The organism is Kitasatospora albolonga (assembly GCA_002082585.1).
GTDB classification, from domain to species: Bacteria; Actinomycetota; Actinomycetes; order Streptomycetales; family Streptomycetaceae; genus Streptomyces; species Streptomyces stephensoniae.
In genome coordinates this window covers 6,538,046-6,562,686 of sequence record CP020563.1, presented here as the reverse complement: position 1 = coordinate 6,562,686, position 24,641 = coordinate 6,538,046, and the positions used below count along the sequence as shown (strand labels likewise).

The following is a 24,641-nucleotide window of genomic DNA, read 5'->3' as shown; positions in this document are numbered from 1 at the left end:
CAGCCCCGGCATGATCCAGAAGCAAGGCCCTAGGAGACCGCTCATGCACGTCGAAGACCTCCTCCGGCTGGAGTCCCTGGACCTGACCCTGCTCTGGGGCGGCCCGCCGCTCCTGGCCCGGGAGATCAGCGGGGTCACCGCGACCGATCTGGAGGACCCGGGGCGGTTCCTCCAGCGGGGCGAGATCGTGCTCAGCGGCCTGGTGTGGTGGAGCGCGGCGGACGAGGAGGCGACGGCGGACCGGTTCGTGGCGGCCCTGCGGGAGGCCGGGGCGGCGGCGCTGCTGGCGGGCGAGGAGACGCACGGGAGGGTTCCGGACGTGCTGGTGGACGCGTGCCGCCGCCATGACATCGCGCTGCTCTCGGTCCCGGTGCACACCTCGTTCCGGGCCGTCACCGACACGGTGTACCTGCGGCAGTGGGGGGACCTCAGCAGACGGCCCGCCGACCACTACGCGCTGCCGGAGAACGTACGGGGCGAGCTCAGCCGCCTCCTCGCGGACGGCGCGGACGCGGACACCCTGCTCACCCGGGCGACCGGCCATCTGGGGGCGCCGCCCTGTTACGTGTTCAGCGCCACCGGCCGGACGGTCGCCCGCACGCCCGCCGCCCGGCCGCTGCCCGCACCGCAGGCGGCCCGGCGGCTGCGGGCGGCGGCGCCCTCCCCGCCGTCGACCACCTTGCGGGTGGACCCGGACGCGTCCCCGTACGGGCAGTGGTTCCTGCATCTGCCCGAGGCGGTGGACGCCCCGCCGCGCATGCTGCACGAGATAGCCGAGGTGTTCGCCCAGCACCGGCAGGGGCTGCTGCGCCGCGAGGCCGCCGCGCGCGGTCCGGCGGGCGAGCTCCTGGCCCTGCTCGACGCCCCGGATGCCGGTTCCGCGCCGCTCCCGGCGGCCCTGCGCGCCTGCGGGCTCCCGGACCACGGCCCGTACACGGTGATCGCCCTGTCGGCGGGGGCGGAGGAGGGCACGGAGGCGCTGGAGGAGGTGCTGCGGCATCTGACGGGGTGCCGGTTCGCGGTGGCGCGGTCGGCGGGGGGTGAATCCGTGGCGGTGATCGCCCCGGCCCCGGCCCCGGAGCGCGCGGATGCGTCCGCCGCCACGGCTCCGGCGGCCCCGGCGGCTGCGGGCGCGACCGGTTCCACGGGCCCGGAGTCATCGGACGCGGCCGTCGCCGTGCTCAAGGCGCTCTGGCCCACGCTGCACGCCTGTGACAGGGCCGCACCCCTCCCCCACGGCGGCATCAGCGCTCCGGCCGCCACCCCGGCCGGGCTCAACGGCGCGCTGGTGCAGGCCCGTTACGCGCTGACGGCCGCCGGGAGGTCAGGGGGCGCGCGGCTCACAGCGATCGAGGAGCTCACGACCCTCGGCGCCCTGCTCGCGGGCGTCCCCGACGACGTACGGACGGCCTTCGGCATCCACGCGCTCGGCCCGCTCGCCGATGCCGCGAACCCCTCCCACCGGATGCTGCTGGAGACCCTCGACACCTTCCTGACGCACAACGGTTCCTGGGCGCGGACGGCCGAGGCCCTGCATCTGCACGTCAACACCGTGCACTACCGCATCCAGCGCGTGGAGCTGCTCACCGGCCGCGATCTGGCCCGCCTGGACCACAAACTGGACCTCAAGGCGGCGCTGCTCTGCCGTTAGGGCGTCCCCGGGGATCAGTCCTGGGCGAGATCGTCCGGGGCGGACCGGGCGAGATCGGCGAGGGTCGCGAGGGCGCGGGTGAGGGTCTGCTCCGTGGGCGAGGCCAGGCCGATACGGACGGCGTGCGGTGTGCGGTGGCGGCCGACGGAGAACGCGGCGGCCGGGGTCACCGCGATGCCCTGCCGCGCGGCGGCGGCGACGAAGGTGTCGGCCCGCCAGGGGCGCGGCAGCTCCCACCAGCAGTAGTACGAGGCGGAGTCGGCACGGGTCACGAAGTCGCCGAGGTGGCTCCGCGCGATCCCCTGCCGCGCCTCGGCCTGCCGCCGCTTGGCCCGTACGAGCGTCTCGACGGCACCGTCCGCCTGCCACTGGGCCATCGCCGCCAGGGGGAAGCGCATCGGCATCCAGCCCCCGGAGCGCAGCGCGGCAGCGACCCGGCCCGTCACGGCGGCGGGCGTCACCGCGAACCCGAGGGAGAGCCCCGGGGAGAGCCGTTTGGAGAGGCTGTCGACGAGGACCGTCCGCTCCGGCGCACGGGACGCGAGGGGCGGCAGATCACCCCGGAGGAAGGACCAGACGGCGTCCTCGACCGCGTGGATGCCGTACGTCAGCAGCACATCGGCCAGCCGGTCCAGCCGGTCGGCGGGCATGCTGAGCGACAGCGGATTGTGCAGCACGGGCTGTACGTAGACGGCGTGCAGCGGCTCCGCCCGGTGCGCCTCCTCCACCGCCTCGGGGACAAGCCCGGCCGCGTCCATGGCGAGCGGCACCAGGGTGACGCCGAGCTTGGCGGCGATCGCCTTGAGCACCGGGTACGTCAGCTCCTCGACGCCCAGCCGCGCGCCCGGCCGTGTCAGCGCCGCGACGGCCGCCGAGATCGCCTGACGGCCGCCGCCCGCGAAGAGAATCCGCGCCGGATCGGGGCGCCAGCCGCCCCGGGCGAGGAGATCGGCGGCGGCCTCGCGGGTGGCGGCGGTCCCGGCCGCTCCGACCGGGGCCAGTACGGACTCCAGAGCGCCGGGGCGGGCCAGCCTGCCCAGCCCGGCGGCGAGCAGCTCGGCCTGGCCGGGCACCACCGGGTAGTTGAGCTCCAGGTCCACCCGGCTGTCGGCGGGTTCGGAGAGCGCGGGGGCGGCGCTCTCCGAGATGTCCCGCACGAAGGTGCCCCGGCCCACGTGGCCGACGACGAGACCCCGGCGGGCGAGCTCCTGGTAGACCCGGGTGGCCGTGGAGTTGGCGATGCCGTACTCGCGGGCGAACTCCCTCTGGGTGGGCAGCCGTTCACCCGCCTTCAGCCTGCCCGCATCGATCTCCTCCGCCACCGTGTCGGCAACGCCGCGGTACTCCTTCACACGTCTCACCCCTCGCACCCGCCGTACCGGCCGTATCCGTCGGTATCGAGCACACCATCCTATTGCACCGAGTTCAATATTCACATTGAACCGAGCTGGAGAGGAACATACACTCGCATTGCCCCGACGTACGCGGTGCACCCCTGCCCCTTCCGTACGCATCACGAACAGAGAGCGGACCCCGTCATGGTTGAGCCGGCCGGAGTGCTGGGGGTCGCGATGGTGGCCCTGGGAATGGTGCTCACCCCCGGCCCGAACATGATCTATCTCGTCTCCCGCAGCATCACCCAGGGCAGACGGGCCGGGGTCGTCTCCCTCGGCGGTGTCGCCGTGGGCTTCCTGGTCTACCTGCTGGCGACGAACCTCGGCCTGTCGGTGGTCTTCATCGCGGTGCCCGAGCTGTACGTCGCGGTGAAACTGGCGGGCGCGGCCTATCTGGCGTACCTCGCGTGGAGCGCCCTGCGGCCCGGCGGCGTCTCCGTCTTCGCCCCTCAGGACATGCCGCACGACTCCCCGCGCAGACTTTTCACGATGGGCCTGATGACGAATCTGCTCAACCCGAAGATCGCCATCATGTACCTCTCCCTCATCCCCCAGTTCATCGCCCTGGAGTCGGGGAACGTGCTGCTCCAGGGGCTCGTGCTGGGTTCCGTCCAGATCGTGGTGGCCCTCACCGTCAACCTGTCCATCGTCCTGGCCGCCGGGACCATCGCCGTCTTCCTCGCCCGCCGCCCCTCCTGGCTCAGGGTCCAGCGCTATCTGATGGGCACGGCACTGGGGCTGCTCGCGGTCTCGGTCGCCATGGACACCTCGGCCCCGGCCCGTTCGGCCTGAGGCCGGAGGACCCGCCGCGACGGGTCGCCTCCCCGGTGTTCTCACGGCTACGCTCGACCCGATGCGGCGGGCGAGGTGCCCGGGTGTGGACAGTGAGCGTTTCCCGGTGGGGGTCGGCATGGTGACTGGTCGTGTGGTGCGTTTCGACAGTACGAGGGGGTACGGGTTCATCGCCCCCGAAACCGGTGGGGACGATGTATTCCTGCACGTGAACGATATGCAGGTGCCCGAAGCACTGATCAGTGCCGGTGTGATGGTGGAGTTCCGGATCGAGGAGGGCGAGCGGGGCCCGAAGGCGTCGGAGGTCCGCCTCGCCCCCGGGGAGAGCGGCAGGCAGGCCGCCCCGTACGACGACTCGCTCTGCGATGTGCTCAGCACGGCGGAGTTCACGCGGGAGGTCACCGAGGCCCTGCTCGCGGCGGCGCCCTCGCTCACCGGGCAGCAGATCCTCCAGGTCCGCAGCGGGCTGGCCCAGTTCGCGAAGAACCACGGCTGGACCGAGGACTGAGTCAGGGGCCCCCTCTTCCCTTCCGGGGGAAGGGGACCCGTCCGCCCACATTCAGATGTTCTCGTCATCCAGATGTTCTGTGTATCTTGTACGTCGAGCGGCGATGCGGCCACCTCCGGCCGCCCCCGTTCTCCCGCCTCTCTTCCACATCCCGCACCTCTCGCATCTCTCGCACCCGATGGGGCCGCGCCATGACCCAGTCCGTTCCGCCCCGTACGACCAGCACCGACCTGCTGGTCCTGCACGCCCTCCGCTGCATCGGCTTCTCCGGAATCGCCGGGGTGGCCGGGGCGACGGGGCTCCCCGAGGCCGACGTCGAATCGGAGCTGATCGATCTCGCCGTGGCCGGACTCGTCACCCGTACCGCCGGGGACTTCGGCGGATGGGGGCTTACGGAGGCCGGGCGGGCGGCGGACGCCGGGCGGATCGCCCAGGAGGTGGCGGCTGCCGGGGTCCGGACCCGGCTGACCTCGGCGTTCGACCGGTTCATGGTGCTCAACCCCGAGCTGCTCGACCTCTGCACGGCCTGGCAGACCCGCACCGTGGACGGCGCCCTGACGATGAACGACCACGGTGACCCGTCCTACGACGCCCGGGTGCTCGGCCTGTTCACGGAGTTCCACCGGCGCGCCGAGCCGGTCTGCGCCGAGCTGTCCGGGGCGCTGGCCCGCTTCGGGCGCTACCCCGTCCGGCTCGCCGACGCCCTGGCCCGCGCGCGGGCGGGCGAGCCGGCGGCGGTGGCGGACAGCACCTCCTCGTACCACACCGTCTGGTTCCACCTGCACGAGGACCTGCTGGCCACGCTCGGCATCCCGCGCCACTGACTCCCGCCCGCACCCCCCGGAGAGGACCGCGCCATGACCTGGATTCACCCGCTCTCGGCCGAGGTCGAGGAGACGGCGGACGTCCTCGGCGGCAAGGCGCACGGGCTGATCGCGCTCCGCCGCCTGGGGCTGCCGGTGCCGCCGGGGTTCGTCATCGGTACGGGGGCGTGCCGCGCCTTCCTCCGTACCGGACGGCTGCCCGACGGCCTCGGCGCCGAACTGGCGGCGGCCGTCGCCGCTCTCGAAACCGCCACGCAGCGCAGACTCGGCGGCCTCCGGCGGCCGCTCGCGGTGTCCGTCCGCTCGGGCGGCAGGGTGTCGATGCCCGGCATGATGAGCACCGTCCTCAACCTCGGGCTCACCACCGCCGCGACCGCCGCCCTGGCCGACGAGACGGGCGACCCGCGGTTCGCGCTCGACGCACGGCTGAGGTTCCTGACCGGCTTCGCCTCCGAGGTCGTCGGGGTGGGCCCGGAGAGCCTGGCGCGCGTCGACCGTACGCCCGCCGGACCGGACACTGGCACGGACCGCCTCGCCGAGGCGATCGAGGACGTCGGGCGGATCGTCGCGGAGCACGGCGGCGCCCCCGTTCCCGACGACGCCGCCCGGCAGTTGGAGCTGGCCGTCGCGGCCGTGTTCTCGTCCTGGAACACCCCGCGCGCCCGGACCTACCGCGAACTGCACGGCATACCGCACGACTTGGGCACCGCCGTGACCGTACAGGCGATGGTCTTCGGCAATCGCGACCGGCACAGCGGGACGGGCGTCGCGTTCAGCCGTGATCCCACCACCGGGGAGCATGTCCCTTACGGCGAGGCCCTGTTCGGCCGCCAGGGCAGCGACGTCGTCTCGGGCGCGTCACTGACCGAACCGCTGGGCGAACTGGCCGTCCGCGAACCCGCGGTGTGGGACCGTCTGCTGTCCGCCCTGCACCGGCTGGAGGAGCACCACCACGACGCGTGCTACGTCGAGTTCACCTACGAGGCGGGCGAACTGTGGCTGCTCCAGGTGCGGCCCGGGCGGTTCACCGGGCGCGCCGGGGTCCGGGTCGCGGTCGACCTCGCCGACGCGGGCACGATCGGGCGCGACGAGGCGCTGCTCCGCGTCGCACCGGGGCACCTCGCCCACGTACGTACGCCCCGGATCACGGCGGTCGGACCCGGCGCCCTGTTCACCCGGGGGCTGGGCGCCTCCCCCGGTGTCGCCGTCGGCCGGCTGGCGACCACCGCCGACCGCGCGGTGCGGCTGGCGGCGGGCGGCCCGGTCGTCCTGCTGCGCCCCGAGACCTCCCCGCTCGACCTGCACGGCCTGGCGGCCGCCGCCGGGGTCGTCACCGCGCGCGGCGGCCCGGCCAGCCACGCGGCCGTCGTGGCGCGGTCGATGGGGAAACCCGCCGTCGTGGGTGCCGCGGGCCTCACGGTCGATGCCGCCGCCGGCTCTGTCCGGGCGGGCGGACGGACGCTGGCCGAGGGCACGCTGATCGCCCTCGACGGGACGGGCGGGGAGGTCGTCGTCGGCACACCCCGCATCGCCGCGTCCTCGGCCGACGCACAGCTGGACCGGCTGCTGGCCTGGGCCGACGACGTCACGGGCGATACGGCCCCGGGCCGCGAGGCATCCGAACGCCTCGCCTCGGCACAGGCCGTCCTCCGGCGGACCGGTCACGGGTCCACGTCCCCGGGGTGACCGCGCGGGCCGCCCGGAACGTCCGGGCAGCTCCGGACGGCCAGGGGCCGCCCGGCCCCCGGCCACCCGCCCCTCACCTCCGCGTGCTCCCGGTGCGGGGGTTCAGCCGGTCGCCGACCGTGGCCACCACCGTCTTCCAGGCGTCGTCGACGAAGAAGTGGTCCCCCTCGAACGCGGCCAGCTCGAACGGGCCCGTGGTGTGCCGCTGCCAGGCGGAGAGCTCCGCCAGGCTCACATCCGCGTCCTGCTCACCGCCCAGGGCGGTGACCGGGCAGCTCAACGGCGGTCTCTCCACGTACGCGTAGGTCTCCGAGGCGGTGAAGTCGGCCCGCAGCATGGGCAGGAGGAGCTTGCGGAACTCGGGGTCGGTCAACGCCCTTAGCGTGCGCGACCGTTCACTGAGCCTCGCCAGGAACTCCGGGTCCGGCAGGTGGTGCAGGACCTCCTCGCGCAGGGGCAGATGGGGCGCCCGGTGGCCCGACACCAGCAGCCGCACCGGCTGGATGCCGTGCTCGGCCACCAGTATCCGGGCGCACTCGAAGGCCAGCAGGGCGCCGAGGCTGTGCCCGAACAGCGCGACCGGCCGGTCCGTCCGACTGGCCAGCCTGGTCCGGACGTCGGCCAGCAGATCGTCCCAGCGGTGCCGGGGCGTCTCGCCGATCCGCTCGCCGTGGCCGGGCAGTTGCATGGGGCACACCTCGATGTCCGGCCCCAGGTGCCGCCGCCACCGGACGTACGTCTGGGCGTTGCCGCCCGCGTAGGGGAAGCAGAGCAGGCGCAGGGGCTCAGTCACCCGGGTTCACCCCCGTCATGATCGAGGCGATGGTGCGGAGCAGGACGTTGGAGGTGCCCTCGTAGATCTTTCCGGCCTTGGCATCCCGGTAGAACCGCTCGACCGGGTAGGCGTCGGTGTAGCCGTTCCCGCCGAGGGTCTCCACGGCCACCGAGGCCGCCCGTTCGGCCACGTCGGACGCGATGTACTTCGCCATGGCGGTCAGCCGCATCAGCTCGACGGGGTCGGTGCCCCGGCCGCAGAGGCCGACCGCCTGGTACAGCAGCGCCCTGGCCGCCGCCAGCCTGCTGGCCACATCGGCCAGCGGGAACTGGACGCCCTGGTAGTCGGCTATCCGGCTGCCGAACTGCTCGCGGACCCTGCTGTAGCCGACCGCCACGTCCAGGGCGCCCTGGGCGAGCCCGACCATCTGCGCGGCGATACCGAGCCGCCCGAGGTCCAGTCCGGCCATCGCCACCGTCTGGCCACCGCCGGGCGGGCCGATGCGCTGGGCGGTACGGACCGGGGTCCGGTCCAGGACCACGTCCGATGTGGCCGCCGCCCTCACCCCCATCTGCTCCACCCGGTGGTCCAGGGAGACCCCGGGCGCGTCGGCGGGGACCACGAACGCCGTCGGGCCGCCGTCGTCGGCCAGGGCGAAGACGAGGAGCAGATCGGCGTTGCGCGCGTTGCTGGTCCACCGCTTGCGGCCGCTGAGCACATAGCCCGCGCCCTCCTGGCGGGCGACGGTGGCCAGGGCGAACGCGTCGCTGCCCGCCTGCTCCTCGGAGAGGGCGAAGGCGCCGATCCTCCCGGTGGCCAGCTGCGGGAGGTACTGCCTGCGCTGGTCGCCCGAGGCGTGCCGGAGCAGCGTTCCGGCGACGAGGACGTTGTGCACATGGACCCCGACGGCGACGCCGGGATCGACCCGGGCCACCTCCTCGACGGTGAGGATCAGCTGGCACAGGGTCCCGCCCGTACCTCCGTAGCCGCGCGGGATCTCCACCGACATCAGCCCCTCGGAGAACAGGCGTTCGCGCAGGGTGGCGTCCAGTGCGGCCGTCCGGTCCATCTTCGCGGAGAGCGGGGCGATCTCCTCCTCGGCGAACCGCCGGACCCGCTCCCGCCACCGCTGGTTCTCCGGGCTGCCGGGGTGGTCCGTCGCGGGCTGTCCGGGTGCCGCGTTCACCGGGCCTCCTCCGCCGCGACCGGGCGTACGGCCTCCACCGCACGCGCCAGCTCCCCGACCGTACGGGCGGCCAGCAGATCGCTCACCGCCAGGTCGAGCGCGTGCTCACCGCGCAGCCGGGCGGTCAGCCGCATCGCGCCGAGCGAGTTCAGGCCCAGCTCGCCCAGCCCGTCGCCCACGCCCACGTCCGGGATCTGGAGGAGCTCCGCCAGCAGCCCGGTGAGCAGCCGTTCGGTCCCGGTCCTCGGGGCGATGAACCGGGCGGCCGTCGCGGTGTCCGGTACCGGCAGGGCGGAGATGTCCACCTTGCCGCCCGGGGTGGTGGGAATCCGGTCGATCCAGTACACCGCGACCGGCACCATGTGCTCGGGCAGCCGTGCGCGCAGGAGCTCCCGCAGCGGTTCGGCGAGCCGGGGACCGGCGGCCCGGTCCGGGTCACGTCCGTCGCTCCGGTCCGGGCCCAAGTCCGGTTCCTGGAGCGGGCCATGAGGTACGGCGTAACCAACGAGCCGCTGTGCTCCACCGGTTCCGTGGACGGCCACCGTCGCCGACCGCACCCCCGGCGCCTCGCGCAACGCGGCCTCGATCTCGCCCGGTTCGACGCGGAAGCCGCGCACCTTGACCTGCGCGTCGGCGCGGCCGAGGAAGCGGAGCTCCCCCTGAGGGGTGGTGGTGGCGAGGTCACCGGTGCGGTACATGGGGCCGGTCGGCGGGTCGCTCAGCGGGTCGACGGCGAAACGCTCCGCGGTGAGCCGGTCCCGGTCGTGGTAGCCCGCGGCGACCGCGGGACCGGCCACGCACAACTGGCCGGTGGCGCCCACCGGTACGGGGCGGTCGTGCTCGTCCAGGAGGTACACCCGCTGGTTGGGCAGCGCGCGGCCGATCGGGACCGGCCGGTCGGTCCGTACGTCCTCCTCGCGCACGAGGTGGTAGGTGGAGACCACGGTGGCCTCGGTGACCCCGTAGAGGTTGTACAGCTCGATGTCCCGGCCGCCGGACCGGGCGAACCAGGGCCGCAGGAGCGCGGGGTCCAGCCGGTCGCCGCCGAGGAAGACCCGGCGCAGCGCGGTGTCGTCGGGCAGTTCGGGCACCAGGTGCTCGAAGAGCGAGGGGGTCTCGCTGAGCACCGTCACCCGCTCCTCGGCGACCAGCCGGGCCAGGGCGCGCGGATCGCGTCCGGTCTCCCGGTCCACCACGACGAGCGAGGCGCCGTTGCCCAGCGCGCCCCAGATCTCCCACACCGAGTAGTCGAAGGCGAAGGAGTGCGCGAAGGTCCACACGTCCTCCGCCGTGAAGCCGAAGACCTCGCGGCCCGCGGCCAGCAGGCTCTGTACGTGGCGGTGGGTGATCGGCACGCCCTTCGGCCGTCCGGTCGAGCCCGAGGTGTGGAGGAGGTAGGCGGGCGTGCCGGGGCCGCAGGCCACCGGTGGAACGTCACCGGACGGCTGCCGGTCCACGTCGGCGAGGGTGACCACCCGGGCCCCGCCCGTCGTGAGCGAGCCGTCCGGCGCGCCGTCGGTGAGCACCAGTTCCGCCCCCGAGTCGGCCAGCACGTCGGCCAGCCGGTCCGCCGGGTACTCCGGGTCCAGGGGGACGTAGGCGGCACCGGCCTTGAGCACCCCGATCATGGCGGCGACCAGTTCGGCGGAGCGGGGCAGGCACAGGCCCACGCGGGCCGCGTCCGGACACCGCTCACGCAGGGCGGCGGCGATCCGGTCGGAGTACGCGTCGAGCTCCCGGTAGGTGAGCGTACGGCTTCCGCAGCGTACGGCGACCGCCTCCGGGCGCAGCCGCGCGTGGTGCCGGAAGGTCTCGTGGAGGGGTTCGGTGCCCGGCTCGGTGAGAGGGGTGGTCGCGGGCTCCGGGGTGCTGAGGAAGGTCAGCTCTCCCAGAGTCACTTCGGGGCGTTCGATCATCTGCGTCAGTACGGCGACGACTTCGGCGGCGAACCGCTCCGCCATCTCGTCGGAGACCTTCCGGCGGTCGTGGACGACCCGCAGCGGCATGTCGGCGCCCGGCATGATCACCATGGTGATGGGGAAATGGGGCCTGCCGTCGTAGCTCAGTCCGGTCATCTCCGCCCCGACGTCCGCGAGGTCGAAGTCCGGCATCGGCACGTTCTCGTAGGAGACGCTGCTCTGGAGGACCGGGACCGCGGAGTCCGTACCGAGCAGGGACTGCATCTCGGTGAGCGGGACGGCGCTGTGTCCGCTCGCCTCCATGACGTACGTGCCGAACTCCCGCAGCCAGGTCCGCAGCACCGCCGTGGGTTCCAGCCTCCGGCGCAGCGGCAGGGTGGCGATCATCGGCCCCAGGATGTCCTCGGAGCCGACCAGGTCGGCGGGCCGGTGCGCCATGGTGATCCCGCAGGCCAGATCCGTACGGCCGAGGAAGCGGCCCAGGACGACGAACCAGGCGCCCTGGGCCAGCGTGGCGAGTGTCAGCTGTTCCGAGCGGGCCAGTGCGGTCAGCCGGGGAGCCAGATCGCCGAGGACGTGCTCGAAGTGGGCATGGGTGGGCTCGCCCGGGGGGACGTCGGTCCCGCCCAGGTCCACCTGCTCGACCGGCCGGTAGCCCGCCAGCTCCTCGCGCCAGAACTCCCGTGCCTTCTCGGGGTCCCGGTCGCGCCACCAGGAGAGGTAGTCGCGGTAGGGGCGGCCCGGCGGCGGGGCGGGCCGCCCTCCCCGGCACAGCGTCCGGTAGTGGTCGATGAAGTCCTGGATGGCCAGCGTGAACGACCAGCCGTCCATCAGCAGGTGGGAGAACCGCCAGGAGAACGTCCACCGGTCGTCGGCCCGCCGGATCAGCGTGCTGCGCATCAACGGCACATCGGCGAGGTCGAACCCCTCGGCCCGTTCGGCGTCCAGGGAGGCCCGCAGCCTCTCCCGCTGGGTCCGTCCGTCGAGATCGCGCCAGTCGAGCGTCTCCAGCGGCAGTTCGGCGGAGCCGTGCACGACCTGCACGGCGGTGCCGTTCTTGCGCCAGTGGAAGGAGGTGCGCAGGATCGGGTGCCGGTCGACGACCAGCTGCCAGGCCCGCTCGAAGTGTTCCGGGTGCATCGTCCCGGAGAACTCCAGCTCCAGCTGTTCCACATAGATACCGAGCCCCGGCTGAGCCAGCTGCTCGTAGAGCAGGCCCTGCTGGATCGGCGAGAGTTCGTAGATGTCCGCGATATCGCGGACAGGCCGCCCGGTTGCGCCGTTGTCCGTCATCAGAAGCCCCGTCCGCCGTTGTCCGTCATCACCAAGCCCCGTCCGCCGTTGTCACCGGTCATCGCAGTTCGTCCAGGAACGCGTCGAGTTCCTCCGCGGACAGGTCGGCCAGGGGGAAGTCGGACGGTTCGTACGAACCCTCCTCGGCCCCCCGGCAGTGCTCGGCGATCTCCCCGAGCACCGCGCCGAACGCGTCGGCCAGGCGGGTCGCCCCGTCCTCGGTCACGGAGGCGTCCAGCTGCCAGCGGACCCGCAGCGCGCCGTCCACCACGGCGGCGCTCAGCTGCCCCACCGCCCCCTCGTGCCAGCCCGCGGCCCCGGTCACCCCGGTGAAGTCCGCGGGCACCCCGATCGCGCCCTCGGTGCGGTCCCAGGTCACCAGCTCCCTGACCGCGACCGTCGCCCCGCGCACCGGGAGCGGTTCCCCGGTCCGGAGCCTGCTCTTGACCAGGCTCAGGGCGTCGCCGAGCGGTGCCTCTGCCGCCGTCGGCTCCACGGTCCGCAGCTCGGTCACCCGGCCCACCAGGCGTCCGGCGGGTTCGTCGCCCGCGGCCAGGTCGTCCCGGAGCGAACGCTCCACCAGAAGCTGCGGCGGCTCCTCCAGCGCCCTGCCCAGCGCGGCGGAGGCCGCCGCCGCCAGCACCTCGGCCGGGTCCAGGTGGTGGCTGCCCGCGGCGGCGGAGAACAGTTCGGCGGTACGTACGGCGTCCAGCTCGACCGTCCGCCGGAGGGGCAGGGCCCGCGGCGCCCCGGGGGTCCCGGCGAGGCCCGCCGGGTGCGCGAGCTCCCGGCGCAGCCCCCGGTTCCAGGCCAGCGGCGAACCGGCGCCCGCGCTCCACACCACCGGCCGCCCGGCCGCCAACCGCTCGTACGTCAGCGCCAGTTCGCGGCAGAGCAGGAGGACCGACGCGTCGTCCATCAGCCCCTGGGCCACCGCGCAGCCCAGCGCGCTGCCCCGCTCCCCCAGCCGGAACACCGCGAGCTTGACGGTCGGCCCGGCCTCGGTGTCCAGCTCCCCGGCCATCTCGCCGAGCATCTGCTCCACCGCCTCGGCCCGTACGTCGTCGGGCAGGGCGCCGAGGTCGATCTCCGGCACATCGAGGTCCTCGCCGCCGTCCGGCCGTACGGCGAACCGCCGGCCGTCCTCGGTGCGCACCCGGGTGCGCAGGGCGGGATGGCGGTCGGCCAGGGCGTTCAGCGCGCGGCTTGCCAGTACCGGGTCGAACGTGTCCGGTACGTCGAGCAGCACCGAGCCCGTCTGGGCGTGTGCCAGCGACTGGTGCGGGGTGAGCGCCACCGCCGCGCCGATGTCACCGATGCCCGCGTCGGCGGGTACGGCCCGGGCCAGTTCGAGGAAGTCGGCGCTCTCGAAGAGGCTCTGCGGGGTGACCGGGATGCCCTCGGCGTTGGCCCTGCCGACGAACTGCACCCCCATGATGGAGTCGCCGCCGAGCTCGAAGAAGTTGTCCCGCGCCCCGGGCCGGTCCACGCCGAGGAGGTCGGCGGCCAGGACCAGCAGGGTGCGCAGCGCCCCGGTGGCCTCCTCCCCGTCGTCGTCCGGCGCCTTCGCAACCGTCTCGGCGCTGCCCGCCCGCCGGGGGTCGGGCAGGGCCGAGCGGTCGACCTTGCCGTTGCCGCTCAGTGGCATCTCGTCGATGAGCACGAAGTCGGACGGGATCATGTACGAGGGCAGCGTGTCGGCGAGGTGGGCGCGCAACCGGCCCGCGAAGTCCGGGTCGTCCCGCATCGCCGGGTCGGCGGGGACGACATGGGCGACCAGCCGTTGCTGGGTGCGCGGGCCGAGTGCGGAGACCACGGCGCTGTGGAGGCCGGGGTGGCCGCCGAGTACGTGCTCGATCTCGCCCAGCTCGATCCGGTAGCCGCCGATCTTGACCTGGAAGTCGTCGCGGCCGAGGAACTCGATGGTGCCGTCGGGCAGATACCGTCCGAGGTCGCCGGTGCGGTAGAGCCGCTCCCCCGTCCCGGGGTGCGTGATGAACGACTCGGCGGTGCGTTGCTCGTCGTTCCAGTACCCCTCGGCGAGACCGGCTCCCGCGATGTGCAGGTGGCCCGGCACCCAGACCGGCGCGTGCCGCAGCCGGTCGTTGAGGACGTGGAAGCGCTGGTTGCGCAGGGGGCGTCCGTAGGGGATGGACGACCAGTCGGGAGAGACCTCGCCGATCGGGTGGGCGATGGACCAGACGGCGGCCTCGGTCGCGCCGCCGAGGCTGATCACCTCGGTCGCGGGGGCCACCGCCCGCAGCCGGTCCGGCAGGGACAGCGGTATCCAGTCGCCGCTGAGCATGGTCAGCCGCAGCGCGGGGAGCCGGTCCCCCGCGCTCTCCAGGTGCTCGACCAGCATCTGCATCAGCGCGGGCACCGAGTTCCACACCGTGACCCCGTGGCGGCGGCAGAGCTCGGTCCAGCGGTCCGGGCTGCGGCGGTCCGCCGTCCCGGGCAGCACGAGGGCCCCGCCCGCCGCGAGCATCCCGAAGACGTCGAAGACGGAGAGGTCGAAGTTGAGCGCGGACAGCCCGAGCACCCGGTCGCCCGGCCGGATGCCGAACCGCTCCTCGATGTCCACCAGGGTGTTCAGCGCGGCCCGGTGGCTGACCGCGACGCCCTTGGGCGTCCCGGTGGAGCCGGAGGTGTAGATGACGTAGGCGGTGTCGTCGGGCCGGGCGGGGCAGGTCCACGCGGGCACGTCCGCCGGGTCCCACCGCGCGTCCTCGGGGACCGGCAGCACCCGCGGCGCGTTCGGCCAGTGCGCCTCCGTGTCCGGTTCGGCCAGGACGCAGGCGATACCGGCCTGTTCGACCAGCCAGCGGCGGCGGGCTTCGGGGAGGCCGGGGTCGAGGGGTACGTACGTACACCCGGCGGCGGAGGCCGCGAGGGCCGCCACGGTCTGGCGCCACCCCTTGGCCAGTCCGATGCCGACCACGGCTCCCCGGCCGAAGCCCGCCCCGGTCAGCTCCTGGGCCAGCGCGACGGCGCGGCCGGTGAGTTCGGCGAAGTCGAGCGTACGGTCCTCGGTGATCACCGCCGGTTCGGCGGAGCCGGACCGGGCCAGCACCCGGGCGGGCAGCACGTCGTCGGGCAGCTCTCCGGCGGTGTCGTTGGCGGCGGCCCGGGGGGCGAGCTGCGCGGCGGGCAGGTCGAGGACCGGGGGGCGGTGCCAGCCCTCGGTCTCGGCCAGTCCCACCACGAAGTCCTGGTACGCCTGGAACATCTCGGCCATCATCCCCTCGGGGAAGAGCCCGTCGACGGCGTGCCAGGCCAGCTCCAGGTTGCCCCCGAACTCCAGCAGGAAGTGGTCGATCGTCACCTGCGGGGTCTGCGAGATGAAGTAGCTCTGCTCACCGAGCCAGTCCACCGGGGACGGCGCGGGCTTGCCGTCCACATCGCTGCCGAGCGCGCTGGTGAACACGACCGGCATGACGTCCCCGGCGCCGCCGCGCGCCCGGGCCCGCTCGCGCAGGATGCGTACGCCGCTGACGTAGCGGTGGTCGAAGTCCGCCCAGCTCTGCCGTTGCAGCTCGCGCACCAGCTCGGCGAAGTCGAGGGCCGAGACCGCGTCCACCTCCAGCAGGTCGAAGGAGGCGAACTCGCCCACCAGGTCGTCGACTTCCTCGTGGACCGGCAGCCGGTTGACGGCGGTGAAGTTCAGGGTGAACCGCTGGGACTTGCTCCAGGTGCCGATGGTGACGGCGAACGCCGCGAGCATGGCACTGGAGGGGGTGACGCCGAACTCGCCCGCCTTGGCCTTGATCCGGCCCCACAGCTCGGCGTCCAGCCGGGCGTGCCTGCGGACGAAGCCCAGCCGCTCGCCGCCCCCGGTGGCCTGCACGGTGGGCAGTTCGGGTGCGGCGGGCAGCTCGCGGACCCGCTTGCGCCAGTAATCCAGCGAACGCTCGTACCGGGGGGTCTGCCGCAGCTCCTCCTCGGCGAGGACGTAGTCGCGGAAGGTGAGGGTCAGGGGCGCGGGGTCGTGCCCGGGCTCGTGGTAGAACTCGCGCCACTGCGGCAGGAGTTGGTAGAAGAACGAGGAGACGTCGGCGACCAGCAGATCGAAGCTGATGTGGACCCGCACCTGATGGTCGGGCAGCAGGCTGACGCGTACCTCCCACAGCGGCCAGACATCGGCGGGGCGCACCTCGGTGCCCATCCGGTCGCGGATCTCGGCCAGTTGGCGTCCGGCCTCCCCCGCCTCCGTATCGCGCAGGTCGAGCACCTCGAACCGGTAGGGCTCCACCTCTTCGAGGACCCGCTGCCGCCCGTCGGGGAGGACCACCATGCGCAGCATGTCGTGCCGCTCCACGACCCGTTGCCAGGCCCGCTCCAGCCGGCCGGTCTCGATGGTGCGGCTGTCGAACTCGAAGTACAGGTGCGGGGCGACCCCGCCCATGTCGAAGCTGGAGAGCCGGCCGATCCACTGGGCCTGCTGCATCTCGGTGAGCGGGAACGGTTCGTACCGCTGGTCCGGCCGGGGGACGACGGTGGCGAGCCGGTCCCCGGCCCCGGCCCCGGCCGACGCTCCGGCCGCGCGCAGCTGCCCGGCCATGCCGCCGATGGTGGGGGTGGCCAGCAGCCTGCCCAGCTCCACGGTAACGCCGGAGGTGTCCTGGAGGCGGTTGAGCACCTGGATGGCGAGGAGCGAGTGGCCGCCGAGCTCGAAGAAGTTGTCCTGGGTGCCGATGGGCGCGATGCCGAACATCTCCTCCCAGATCCCGGCGATCGTGCGCTCCAGCTCGTCCGCCGGTTCCACGTAGGCGGTCACCAGGGTGCTCGGCCGGGTCGCCCGGGTGAGCTGCCCGTCCTCGGGCTCCTCGTGCTCGGGGACCTGGGACAGCGCGGGAGCACCGGTCGCCGCGCCGCGCGGTTCGATCCAGTAGCGGTCGCGCTGGAAGGGGTACCCGGGCAGTTCCACCCGGTCGCGCGGGCCCTGGTGGAGGGCGGGCCAGTCCACCGCGCCGCCGAAGAGCCAGATGTCCCCGACCGCCGTGCGCAGCAGCCGGCCGTCCTCGGCGGACTCGTCCGGCCTGCGCAGGGTGGTGACGGCGGCGGCACGGGGTCCGCCGGTCCCGGTGCCCGCCCGGGCCAGGGTGCTCAGGGTGTTGCCGGGGCCCACCTCCACGAGGACGGCGGGGCCGTCGCCGACCGCCGTACGCACCGCGTCGGCGAAGCGCACGGGGCGGCGCATGTGCGTGCCCCAGTACTCCGGGTCCGCGGCCAGCCCGGCGGTGATGGGCTCCCCGGTGACGCAGGAGACGAACGGCCTGGTGGGGGCGGCGAGTTGGGCCTCGGTCACGGCCCGGGTGAACGGCTCGACGACCGGGTCCATCATGGCCGAGTGGAAGGCGTGCGAGGTGTGCAGGGGGCGGACGGTGATCCCCCGGTCCGCCAGGAGCGCGCCGAACGCGGCCACCGCCTCGTGCGGCCCGGAGGCCACGCACAGGGTGGGGGAGTTGACGGCGGCGATGGACACCCCGGGCGGCAGGAGCGGCTCGATGTCCGCCGCGGCGGCGGCGACGGAGATCATGGCCCCCGTCGGCTGGTCCTGCATGAGCCTGCCCCGGACCGCGACCAGGCGTGCCGCGTCCGCCAGGGAGAGCACCCCGGACAGGGCCGCCGCGGTGAACTCACCGATGCTGTGCCCGACCATGACGTCCGGTTCGACGCCCCAGGACAGCAGCAGCCTGGACAGCGCGTACTCGGTGGCGAACAGGGCGGGCTGCGCGAGCGTCGTGTGGGTCAGCCCGTCCTCGGCGGGTACGTCGGGGTAGAGCACGGTCCGCAGGTCGAGGCCGAGCGGCCCGGCCAGCAGGCGGGCGCACTCGTCCATGGCGTCGGCGAAGACCGGTTCGCTCCCGTACAGTCCCTGGCCCATCCCGGGGTACTGCGCCCCCTGGCCGGGGAAGAGGAACACCACCTTGGCCGGGCTGTTGCCCGCGTCGGCGCTGCGCACCCGGCCCGGGTCGGCCCCGGCGAGGAGCGCCGCCGCCTCGGCGGTGTCGGCGGCCACGACGGCCCTGCGGTAGCGCATGGCGGTACGGCCGGTCTGGAGGGTGTGGGCGATGTCGGCCAGCGGGCGCCCGCCGAGTCCGGTGAGCCGCTCCGAGAGCGCCTCGGCCGCCGCGTCCAGGGCGGCCGGGGACTTGGCCGAGACGACGACCAGCTCGGGCCCGCCCGAGGGTCGGTCGGGGGTGGGTTCCGGGTCCGGCGCCTGTTCCAGCACCACATGGGCGTTGGTGCCGCCGATACCGAACGAGCTCACCCCGATCCGGCGGGGGGAATCCCCCTCGGGCCACTCGCGGAGTTCGGCGTTGACGAAGAACGGGGTGGAGGCGAAGTCGATACGCGGGTTGGGGCGCCGGTAGTGCAGGCTGGGCACCAGGGTGCGGTGCTGCAACTGGAGCACGGCCTTGATGAAGCTGGCGATACCGGCCGCCGACTCCAGGTGGCCGATGTTCGACTTGACGGAGCTCACCGCGCAGAACTGGGTGTCCGAGGTGTGCTGTCCGAACGCCCTGGTGAGCGCGGTGATCTCGATGGGGTCGCCGACGTGGGTGCCCGTGCCGTGCGCCTCGATCGCGGTGATCGACCGCGCGGGCACCCCGCTGTCGGCGATCGCGGCGGCGACCACCGCTTCCTGTCCGCTGACGCTCGGGGAGGTGTAACCGACCTTGTCGGCACCGTCGTTGTTGACCGCGGAGCCCTTGAGCACGGCGAGGACCCGGTCGCCGTCGCGGCGGGCGTCGGCCAGCCGCTTGAGCACGACCACGCCGACCCCGTTGCCGAAGACCGTGCCCGCGCCCTCGGCGTCGAAGGGGCGGCACCGCCCGTCCGGTGAGTAGATCAGGCCCTGTTCGTAGCGGTATCCGACCCGGTGCGGCACCCGGACACACACTCCTCCGGCGAGGGCGAGTTCGCAGGCGCCGGAGCGCAGGGAGGCGGCGGCCTGGTGCACGGCCACCAGCGAGGTGGAGCAGGCCGTCTGCACGTTCACCGCGGGCCCGGTCAGACCGAGCTTGTAGGCGGTGCGGCTGGCCAGGTAGTCCTTGTCGTTGTGGATCTGGAGCTCGAACATCGTCGAGTCGAGCACGATCCGGGCCCCGCCGAGCAGGTTGGACATCAGATAGGCGGGCATGTTGCCGCCCGCGAACACCCCGGCCCTCCCGCACCGGCCGGGATCGATCCCGGCGTGCTCCATCGCGTGCCACGCGCTCTCCAGGAAGAGCCGCTGCTGCGGGTCGAGCAGCGCCGCCTCCCGGGCGGTGAAGCCGAAGAACCTGGCGTCGAAGAGCTCGATCCCTTCGAGGGTCGGCGCGGCCGGTACGTAACCGGGCGCGTCGATGACGTCCCGGCCGATCCCCTCGGCCAGCAGTTCGTCCTCGGTCAGCCGCTCGACCGACTCGGTGCCGGAGCGCAGGTTGTGCCAGTAGGCGTCGAGGTCGGGGGCGCCGGGGAAACGGCCCGCCATCCCGACGACGGCGATGTCGACGGACGGACCGTCGTGATGAACACCCGAGGCGGGCACTTCGGAAACCACCGGGGAATCTCCTTTGCAGAGGAAGGGTCGGCCACGCGTCGGCGGGGATCGTCCAGGGGTGTCCGGCGACTCCGCGCGGCTCGGCGGGCGTCGTCCGCCCGTGCGGGATCGCCGGACACCCCCGACGGGTGTGCGGGTTCGGGTCTTACGGGTGAACACCCCTTACGGGCAGGTCACTTCGGGGGTTTACGGTGGGTCACTTCGGCAGCATCAGACGGTCGACGCGGTAGCCGGTCGAGCCGTCCACGCACAGGTCGGCGCAGACCTTGCCGAGCAGCGGGACGAACTTGAACCCCCACCCGCCGGTCGCGATCACGACGTTCTCCCCGCCGTGGAACCGGCCCTCGGCGGTGCCGAGGAAGAACTGCCGCTCGGGGTCGGACGGCAGCACGGCGAGGCAGGTCTCGCGGGCCAGCGGCCGCGGGTCGACGACGGGCAGATGCCGTTCGACCCACTCGGACATCCTGGCCACATGGCGCGGATCGGCCGTACCGGTCGCCCGGGCGGGGTCGGCCAGTGCGTTGACCTCGAACACCGGGCCGACCCGGACCTGGTCGGTGTCCTGCCAGGCGTTGGGCGGGAACCCGTAGAAGAGGTTGGTGTCCTCCTCGGTGGGTTCCTGGAAGACGAACCAGAACGGGTAGCGCACCCGGGGATCGCGCTGGCGCATGGTCACGAGCGCCATCTCGAACACCTGGAGATCGAGCCGGGTACCGAGCGGTTCGAGCAGCGTGTTGGCGTACGCGCCGTTGGCCAGGACCACCTTGCCCGCCCGGCACCAGCCGCGCGGGGTGCGCAGCCGTACGCCGTCGCTGTCGGGTACGAGCTCCAGCACCGCTTCCCCCGGCCGCAGCGCACAACCGGCGGATTCGGCCAGCCGCAGCAGGCCGTCCACCGTGGCCCGCACATCGACGGCCCCGCCGTCGGGCTGGACGAACCCCTCGAAGTGGCCGGGCAGACGGGTGAAGCCGTAGCGGCGCTCGATGTCGGCGGCGGTGAGCCACTCGTAGGGGATGGACAGGTCGTCCATGGTCCGGGCGGTCGCCGAGATCTTCCCCTCGTTGGTGGCCACGTCGACATCGCCGAACCAGAGGCTGCCGAACGCGTGCAGGAGCTGGTGTCCGGTGGCCCGTTCGAGCTCGCGCCACAGCGGCAGGGCCTCCCCGGTCAGCCGGCACAGGTCCGGCTCGGTGTACTGCAACCGCCAGTGCCGTTCCGCCCCGCTCGTGCCGCACTGTTCGTTGCCGAACGCGAACTGCTCGAAGACCGCGACGCGTTGGCCCCGGCGGGCGGCGTGCCAGGCCGAGGCGAGCCCGACCGGGCCGCCGCCGATCACGACGATGTCGAAGTGCTCCGTCTCGGTCACTGGGTCCAGCCCTTCGTCTTCCGCGCCGTTCCCGCCGCGATCGGTGTGCCCCGGACCTCCTGGCCGAGGACGGTGTCCAGCCGGGACGCGACCTGGTCGACCTGCCAGTCGGTCATGCCCGGGTGGCAGGGCAGGTTGACCTGCTGCTCGAACCACATGCGCTCGGCGACCGGGCACTCCCCGGCGTGGTGGCCCCTGGCCCGCCATTCGGCGAGCAGGTGCATGGGGAAGTAGCGCAGCTGCATCTGGACACCGAGGGCGTCGAGGCGGGAGACCAGCCGGTCCCGCAGGATGCCGTCGGCCGGGTCGGCGAAGAACGTGTACAGATGGTGTCCGTGGCGGACCGGCTCGGGGCCGCCGTGCATCCGTACCCCGGAGTACTGCTTGAGCACCTCCGTATAAGCGCCCGCGATATCCGCCCGTCTGCTCACCAGCCGTTCCAGTTTGGCCAGTTGTACGGTGCCCACCGCCGCGTTCGGCTCCGCGAGGGTGGCGTTCGTACCGCCGTACCGGATCGCCGAGCAGTCATGGGTGAAGGCGAAACCGGGGTGCATCATCCACGGATGCGCGCTCGTGCTCTCCCCGATGGCCCGTGCCTGCTCGCGGTAGACCGCGTCGGCGTCGTTGGACCGGATACGGTCCGCCCGTTCGGCCAGCGTCCGGTCGAACAGCGTGATCATTCCGCCCTCGCCGAGGGTGGTGATGTTCTTGCTGGAGTGGAAGCTGAAACAGCCGATATCGGCCAGCGCACCGGGCTTGCGCCCCCGGTAATCCGCGCCGAGCGCATGCGCGCAGTCCTCTATCACCGTGATTCCGTGCCGACGGGCGATCGGCATGATGGCGTCCATGTCGCAGGGCAGACCGCCGTAGTGCACGAGGATCACCGCCTTGGTACGGCTGGTGATCAGCGATGCGAAGTGCCCGGGGTCGAGGTTCAGCGTGTTCGGCTCGACATCGCAGAAGCGGACCTTCACCGGGTAGTTCAGCAGCGGCTGCACACTGGCCTTGTAGGTCTGCGGGGTGGCTATGACCTCATCGCCGTCGTTCAGGTCGAGCAGCCGTATCGCGATCTCCAGTGCCACGGTCCCACTGGTCACCGAAAGCGCGTGCGGTACGCCGAGGTACTCACGGAAACATCGCTCGAACTCTTCCCGGCAGCGTCCCCCCGACAGGTTCTCACCGGAGTTGACCAGCCGGGTGAGCACGCCGATCTCCTGCTCACCGAGCACGGACCCGAGTTCCGGGTAGGGAATCTCGTACGACTTCTCCACCATCCACCTCCAAGACTCCCGACCGCCTGAAACACCATGTCACCCGAAAGTCCGGGCATCGATGCGCTTATCCGGGACAGTACCGCCCTGAAAACCAGCTCGAATTTTCTGCGGCCGCCTCTGCGCACCGCAGACTTTCGATATTCGTCCGGCATGGGCGCAACACTCTCAAATCCCACCGGCATCGGGAATACAACGCTTGTTCTAACGCCGTTGTACGACTTCGGCACAACGGACCTGTACCAGGGGTGGAAGACCATCGGACCGTCCGTACCCGGAAGATGAGGCACCCCCGGCGGTCCCGCCGAAAACCCGCTTCCGGCCGCGGGGCGGTCCCGTACCGGGCGGTTAGTACCGACGTACTAGTCCATTGTCAGGCCGAGAGGCGTCGATTAGCCTCGGCCTGCGCCGCCGCAACGGGGCTTCCGCGACAGGGGTTTCGCGAGAAAAGCGGAAACACCACCGCGAAAACGCCACCCACCCGGAATCCTCGTCACCAGAATTCAAGGAGCCGCCGTGTCCGTGGACGTACTCAAGCAGTTGTTGCTCGATATCGGTATCGCGGAGCAGACGCTGACCGAGATCGAACCGTATACCCGGCTCCGTGCCGATCTCGGCCTCAGCTCGGTCGAGACCACCGATCTGGAGATTCAGTTGCGCGAACGATTCGGTATCAGGGTCAATCTGTGGGACAAGGTGGACTACACGGTGGAGCAGTTGGCGGGCGGTATACCGGAGACGCCCCGATGAGCCGGTCCGGCGCCCGGCCGCTCGATCCGGACGTACCCGTGATCGACCGGCAGCGGGCCGAGGGCTATGTGCGGGCCGGGCTGTGGCGCGAGGAGCGGATCGCCGATCTGCTGCGCGCCGCGCGGCTGCGCTCCCCCGACCGCTGTGCCGTGGTGAGCGGGACGGTACGGCTGACGCACGGCGAGTTGCACACGGCCGTCACCGTGGCCGGGCAGCGGCTGGCGGGGCTCGGTGTCCGGCCCGGGGACCGGGTGGTGGTGCAGCTGCCGAACTGCGCGGAGTTCGTGGTACTGGTGCTGGCGCTGCTCGACATCGGGGCGCCGCCGGTCCTGGTCCTGCCCGGGTTCGGCGACTACGAGCTGGGCCATGTGGTGCGCGCCGCCCGGCCGGTCGCCCTCGCGGTGAGTGCCGGTGGCAGGGCGGCGGGCCCGGTGGAGTCGGCCCGGCGGCTGCGGAAGGAGCACGCGTCCCTCGGCCATGTCCTCTCCCTCGGCGATGTCACGGCCGATGACGTCGACCTCGCCGCGCTGTGCGACCCGCACGCGCCGTGGGACGGACCGCTCGGGCCCGCCGGGGCGGACCGGCCGGTGCGCGGCTCCGCGATGACCGACGCCGCCGTGTTCCTGCTGTCCGGCGGCACCACCGGTCCGCCGAAGGTGATCCCCCGGGGCAACGCCGGGTACGCGTACATGATCCGGACGGCCTGCGACATCGCGGAGGTCTCACGCGACTCGGTCTATCTGGCCGTGATGCCTGCCGCACACGGATTCGTCCTCAACTGCCCCGGCGTTCTGGGCACGTTGGCCCAGGGCGGCACGGTCGTGCTCGGCAGCACCACCGACCCCCGGCAGGCCCTCGAACTGATCGGGCGCGAACGCGTGACGCACTGCGCGGTCGTCCCGACGGTGGCCATGCAGTGGCTGGCCGCCGCCGGGGCGGACAGCCGTACCGGCAGCCTGCGGGTGCTCCAGACCGGTGGCGCCCGCCCCTCCCCGGAGCTGGCGAGCCGCATCCGCCCCGTCCTCGGGGCGACCCTCCAGCAGTGTTACGGGATGAGCGAGGGCCTGCTCTGCTACACGGGTCTCGACGACGACGAGACGGTGATCGTCGGCACCCAGGGCCGCCCCGCCTCCCCGGTGGACGAGGTCCTCATCGTGGACGGACAGGGCCGGCCGGTGCCGGACGGCACCACGGGCGAGCTCCTCACCCGGGGGCCCTACACCGTCGCGGGGTACTACCGGGACCCGGCCGCGACCGCGAAGGCGTTCACACCGGACGGCTTCTACCGCACGGGCGATCTGGCGACCCGGACGCCCGGGGGCGGTCTCGTGGTCAACGGCCGGGTGCGCGACATCATCAACCGCGGCGGCGAGAAGATCCCCGCCGAGGACCTGGAGATGGCGGTGGCACGGCATCCCGGTGTGCGCGCCTCCGCCGCCGTGGGCGCGCCGCACGAACTGTACGGCGAGATCGTCTGCCTGTACGTCGTCCCGGAGCCGGGCCACGATCCCACCCTGCTGGAGCTGCGCCGGTTCCTGCGCGGACTGGGGCTGGCCGCCTGGAAGCTGCCCGAACTGATGGAGACCGTGACGGAGTTGCCGACCACCGCCATCGGCAAGATCGACAAGAAGGCGCTCCGCGCCGACATCGCGCGACGAACGGCCGTGGAGGCATAGG

At 72.8% G+C, this 24,641-nt stretch carries 14 protein-coding genes; 7 read left to right on the top strand and 7 right to left on the bottom strand.

Annotated features, from left to right (window positions below; all coding sequences use genetic code 11):
* Positions 1–43 precede the first annotated feature (43 nt).
* On the top strand, positions 44–1,651 hold the full coding sequence (locus B7C62_29055; GenBank protein ID ARF75862.1) for a transcriptional regulator, PucR family protein: 1,608 nt from the start codon (positions 44–46) through the stop codon (positions 1,649–1,651).
* 14 nt (positions 1,652–1,665) lie between these two features.
* Here the strand turns inward: B7C62_29055 and B7C62_29050 are convergent, their stop codons facing one another.
* The gene (locus tag B7C62_29050) at positions 1,666–3,003 is read right to left on the bottom strand and encodes a GntR family transcriptional regulator (protein ARF75861.1); all 1,338 of its coding nucleotides are present in this window, start codon (positions 3,001–3,003) and stop codon (positions 1,666–1,668) included.
* Between the two features lie 186 nt (positions 3,004–3,189).
* On the opposite strand from B7C62_29050, the gene B7C62_29045 reads away from it, so the two are divergent.
* From B7C62_29045 to B7C62_29030, 4 genes are all read left to right on the top strand, one after another.
* A complete protein-coding gene (locus tag B7C62_29045) occupies positions 3,190–3,837 on the top strand; it encodes a lysine transporter LysE (protein ID ARF75860.1) in 648 nt (215 codons plus the stop codon).
* A 118-nt stretch (positions 3,838–3,955) separates the two neighbouring features.
* On the top strand, positions 3,956–4,345 hold the full coding sequence (locus B7C62_29040; GenBank protein ARF77417.1) for a cold-shock protein: 390 nt from the start codon (positions 3,956–3,958) through the stop codon (positions 4,343–4,345).
* A 191-nt stretch (positions 4,346–4,536) separates the two neighbouring features.
* On the top strand, positions 4,537–5,169 hold the full coding sequence (locus B7C62_29035) for a transcriptional regulator (protein ID ARF75859.1): 633 nt from the start codon (positions 4,537–4,539) through the stop codon (positions 5,167–5,169).
* 33 nt (positions 5,170–5,202) lie between these two features.
* A complete protein-coding gene (locus tag B7C62_29030) occupies positions 5,203–6,855 on the top strand; it encodes a pyruvate, phosphate dikinase (GenBank protein ARF75858.1) in 1,653 nt (550 codons plus the stop codon).
* A 73-nt stretch (positions 6,856–6,928) separates the two neighbouring features.
* Here B7C62_29030 and B7C62_29025 read toward each other — a convergent pair whose 3' ends face one another.
* The 6 genes from B7C62_29025 to B7C62_29000 form a co-directional block, all read right to left on the bottom strand.
* Positions 6,929–7,648, bottom strand: coding sequence for a thioesterase (locus B7C62_29025; GenBank protein ID ARF75857.1), 720 nt, complete (start codon positions 7,646–7,648; stop codon positions 6,929–6,931).
* Positions 7,641–8,816, bottom strand: coding sequence for an acyl-CoA dehydrogenase (locus B7C62_29020; protein ARF75856.1), 1,176 nt, complete (start codon positions 8,814–8,816; stop codon positions 7,641–7,643). Before B7C62_29020 ends, B7C62_29025 begins: the two co-directional genes overlap by 8 nt.
* Positions 8,813–12,028, bottom strand: coding sequence for a non-ribosomal peptide synthetase (locus B7C62_29015; GenBank protein ID ARF75855.1), 3,216 nt, complete (start codon positions 12,026–12,028; stop codon positions 8,813–8,815). Before B7C62_29015 ends, B7C62_29020 begins: the two co-directional genes overlap by 4 nt.
* Positions 12,029–12,086: 58 nt before the next feature.
* Positions 12,087–19,577, bottom strand: coding sequence for a non-ribosomal peptide synthetase (locus B7C62_29010; GenBank protein ID ARF75854.1), 7,491 nt, complete (start codon positions 19,575–19,577; stop codon positions 12,087–12,089).
* A 196-nt stretch (positions 19,578–19,773) separates the two neighbouring features.
* Positions 19,774–20,943, bottom strand: coding sequence for an FAD-dependent oxidoreductase (locus tag B7C62_29005; protein ARF75853.1), 1,170 nt, complete (start codon positions 20,941–20,943; stop codon positions 19,774–19,776).
* Entirely contained in the window at positions 20,940–22,217 is a 1,278-nt protein-coding gene (locus B7C62_29000; protein ID ARF75852.1) for an aminotransferase DegT, read from the bottom strand. The genes B7C62_29005 and B7C62_29000 overlap by 4 nt, the downstream gene beginning before the upstream one ends.
* A gap of 513 nt (positions 22,218–22,730) precedes the next feature.
* On the opposite strand from B7C62_29000, the gene B7C62_28995 reads away from it, so the two are divergent.
* Positions 22,731–22,964, top strand: a complete 234-nt coding sequence (locus tag B7C62_28995; GenBank protein ID ARF75851.1) for a hypothetical protein — start codon at positions 22,731–22,733, stop codon at positions 22,962–22,964.
* Entirely contained in the window at positions 22,961–24,640 is a 1,680-nt protein-coding gene (locus B7C62_28990) for a 2,3-dihydroxybenzoate-AMP ligase (GenBank protein ARF75850.1), read from the top strand. Before B7C62_28995 ends, B7C62_28990 begins: the two co-directional genes overlap by 4 nt.
* Position 24,641 lies beyond the last annotated feature (1 nt).

Excerpts from the sequence above, each read along its gene's own strand:
- B7C62_29055 (ARF75862.1), top strand. The coding sequence starts at position 44 with ATGCACGTCGAAGACCTCCTCCGGCTGGAGTCCCTGGACCTGACCCTG.
- B7C62_29040 (ARF77417.1), top strand. The coding sequence starts at position 3,956 with ATGGTGACTGGTCGTGTGGTGCGTTTCGACAGTACGAGGGGGTACGGG.
- B7C62_29045 (ARF75860.1), top strand. The coding sequence starts at position 3,190 with ATGGTTGAGCCGGCCGGAGTGCTGGGGGTCGCGATGGTGGCCCTGGGA.
- B7C62_29000 (ARF75852.1), bottom strand. The coding sequence starts at position 22,217 with ATGGTGGAGAAGTCGTACGAGATTCCCTACCCGGAACTCGGGTCCGTG.
- B7C62_29030 (ARF75858.1), top strand. The coding sequence starts at position 5,203 with ATGACCTGGATTCACCCGCTCTCGGCCGAGGTCGAGGAGACGGCGGAC.
- B7C62_29035 (ARF75859.1), top strand. The coding sequence starts at position 4,537 with ATGACCCAGTCCGTTCCGCCCCGTACGACCAGCACCGACCTGCTGGTC.
- B7C62_28990 (ARF75850.1), top strand. The coding sequence starts at position 22,961 with ATGAGCCGGTCCGGCGCCCGGCCGCTCGATCCGGACGTACCCGTGATC.
- B7C62_29015 (ARF75855.1), bottom strand. The coding sequence starts at position 12,028 with ATGACGGACAACGGCGCAACCGGGCGGCCTGTCCGCGATATCGCGGAC.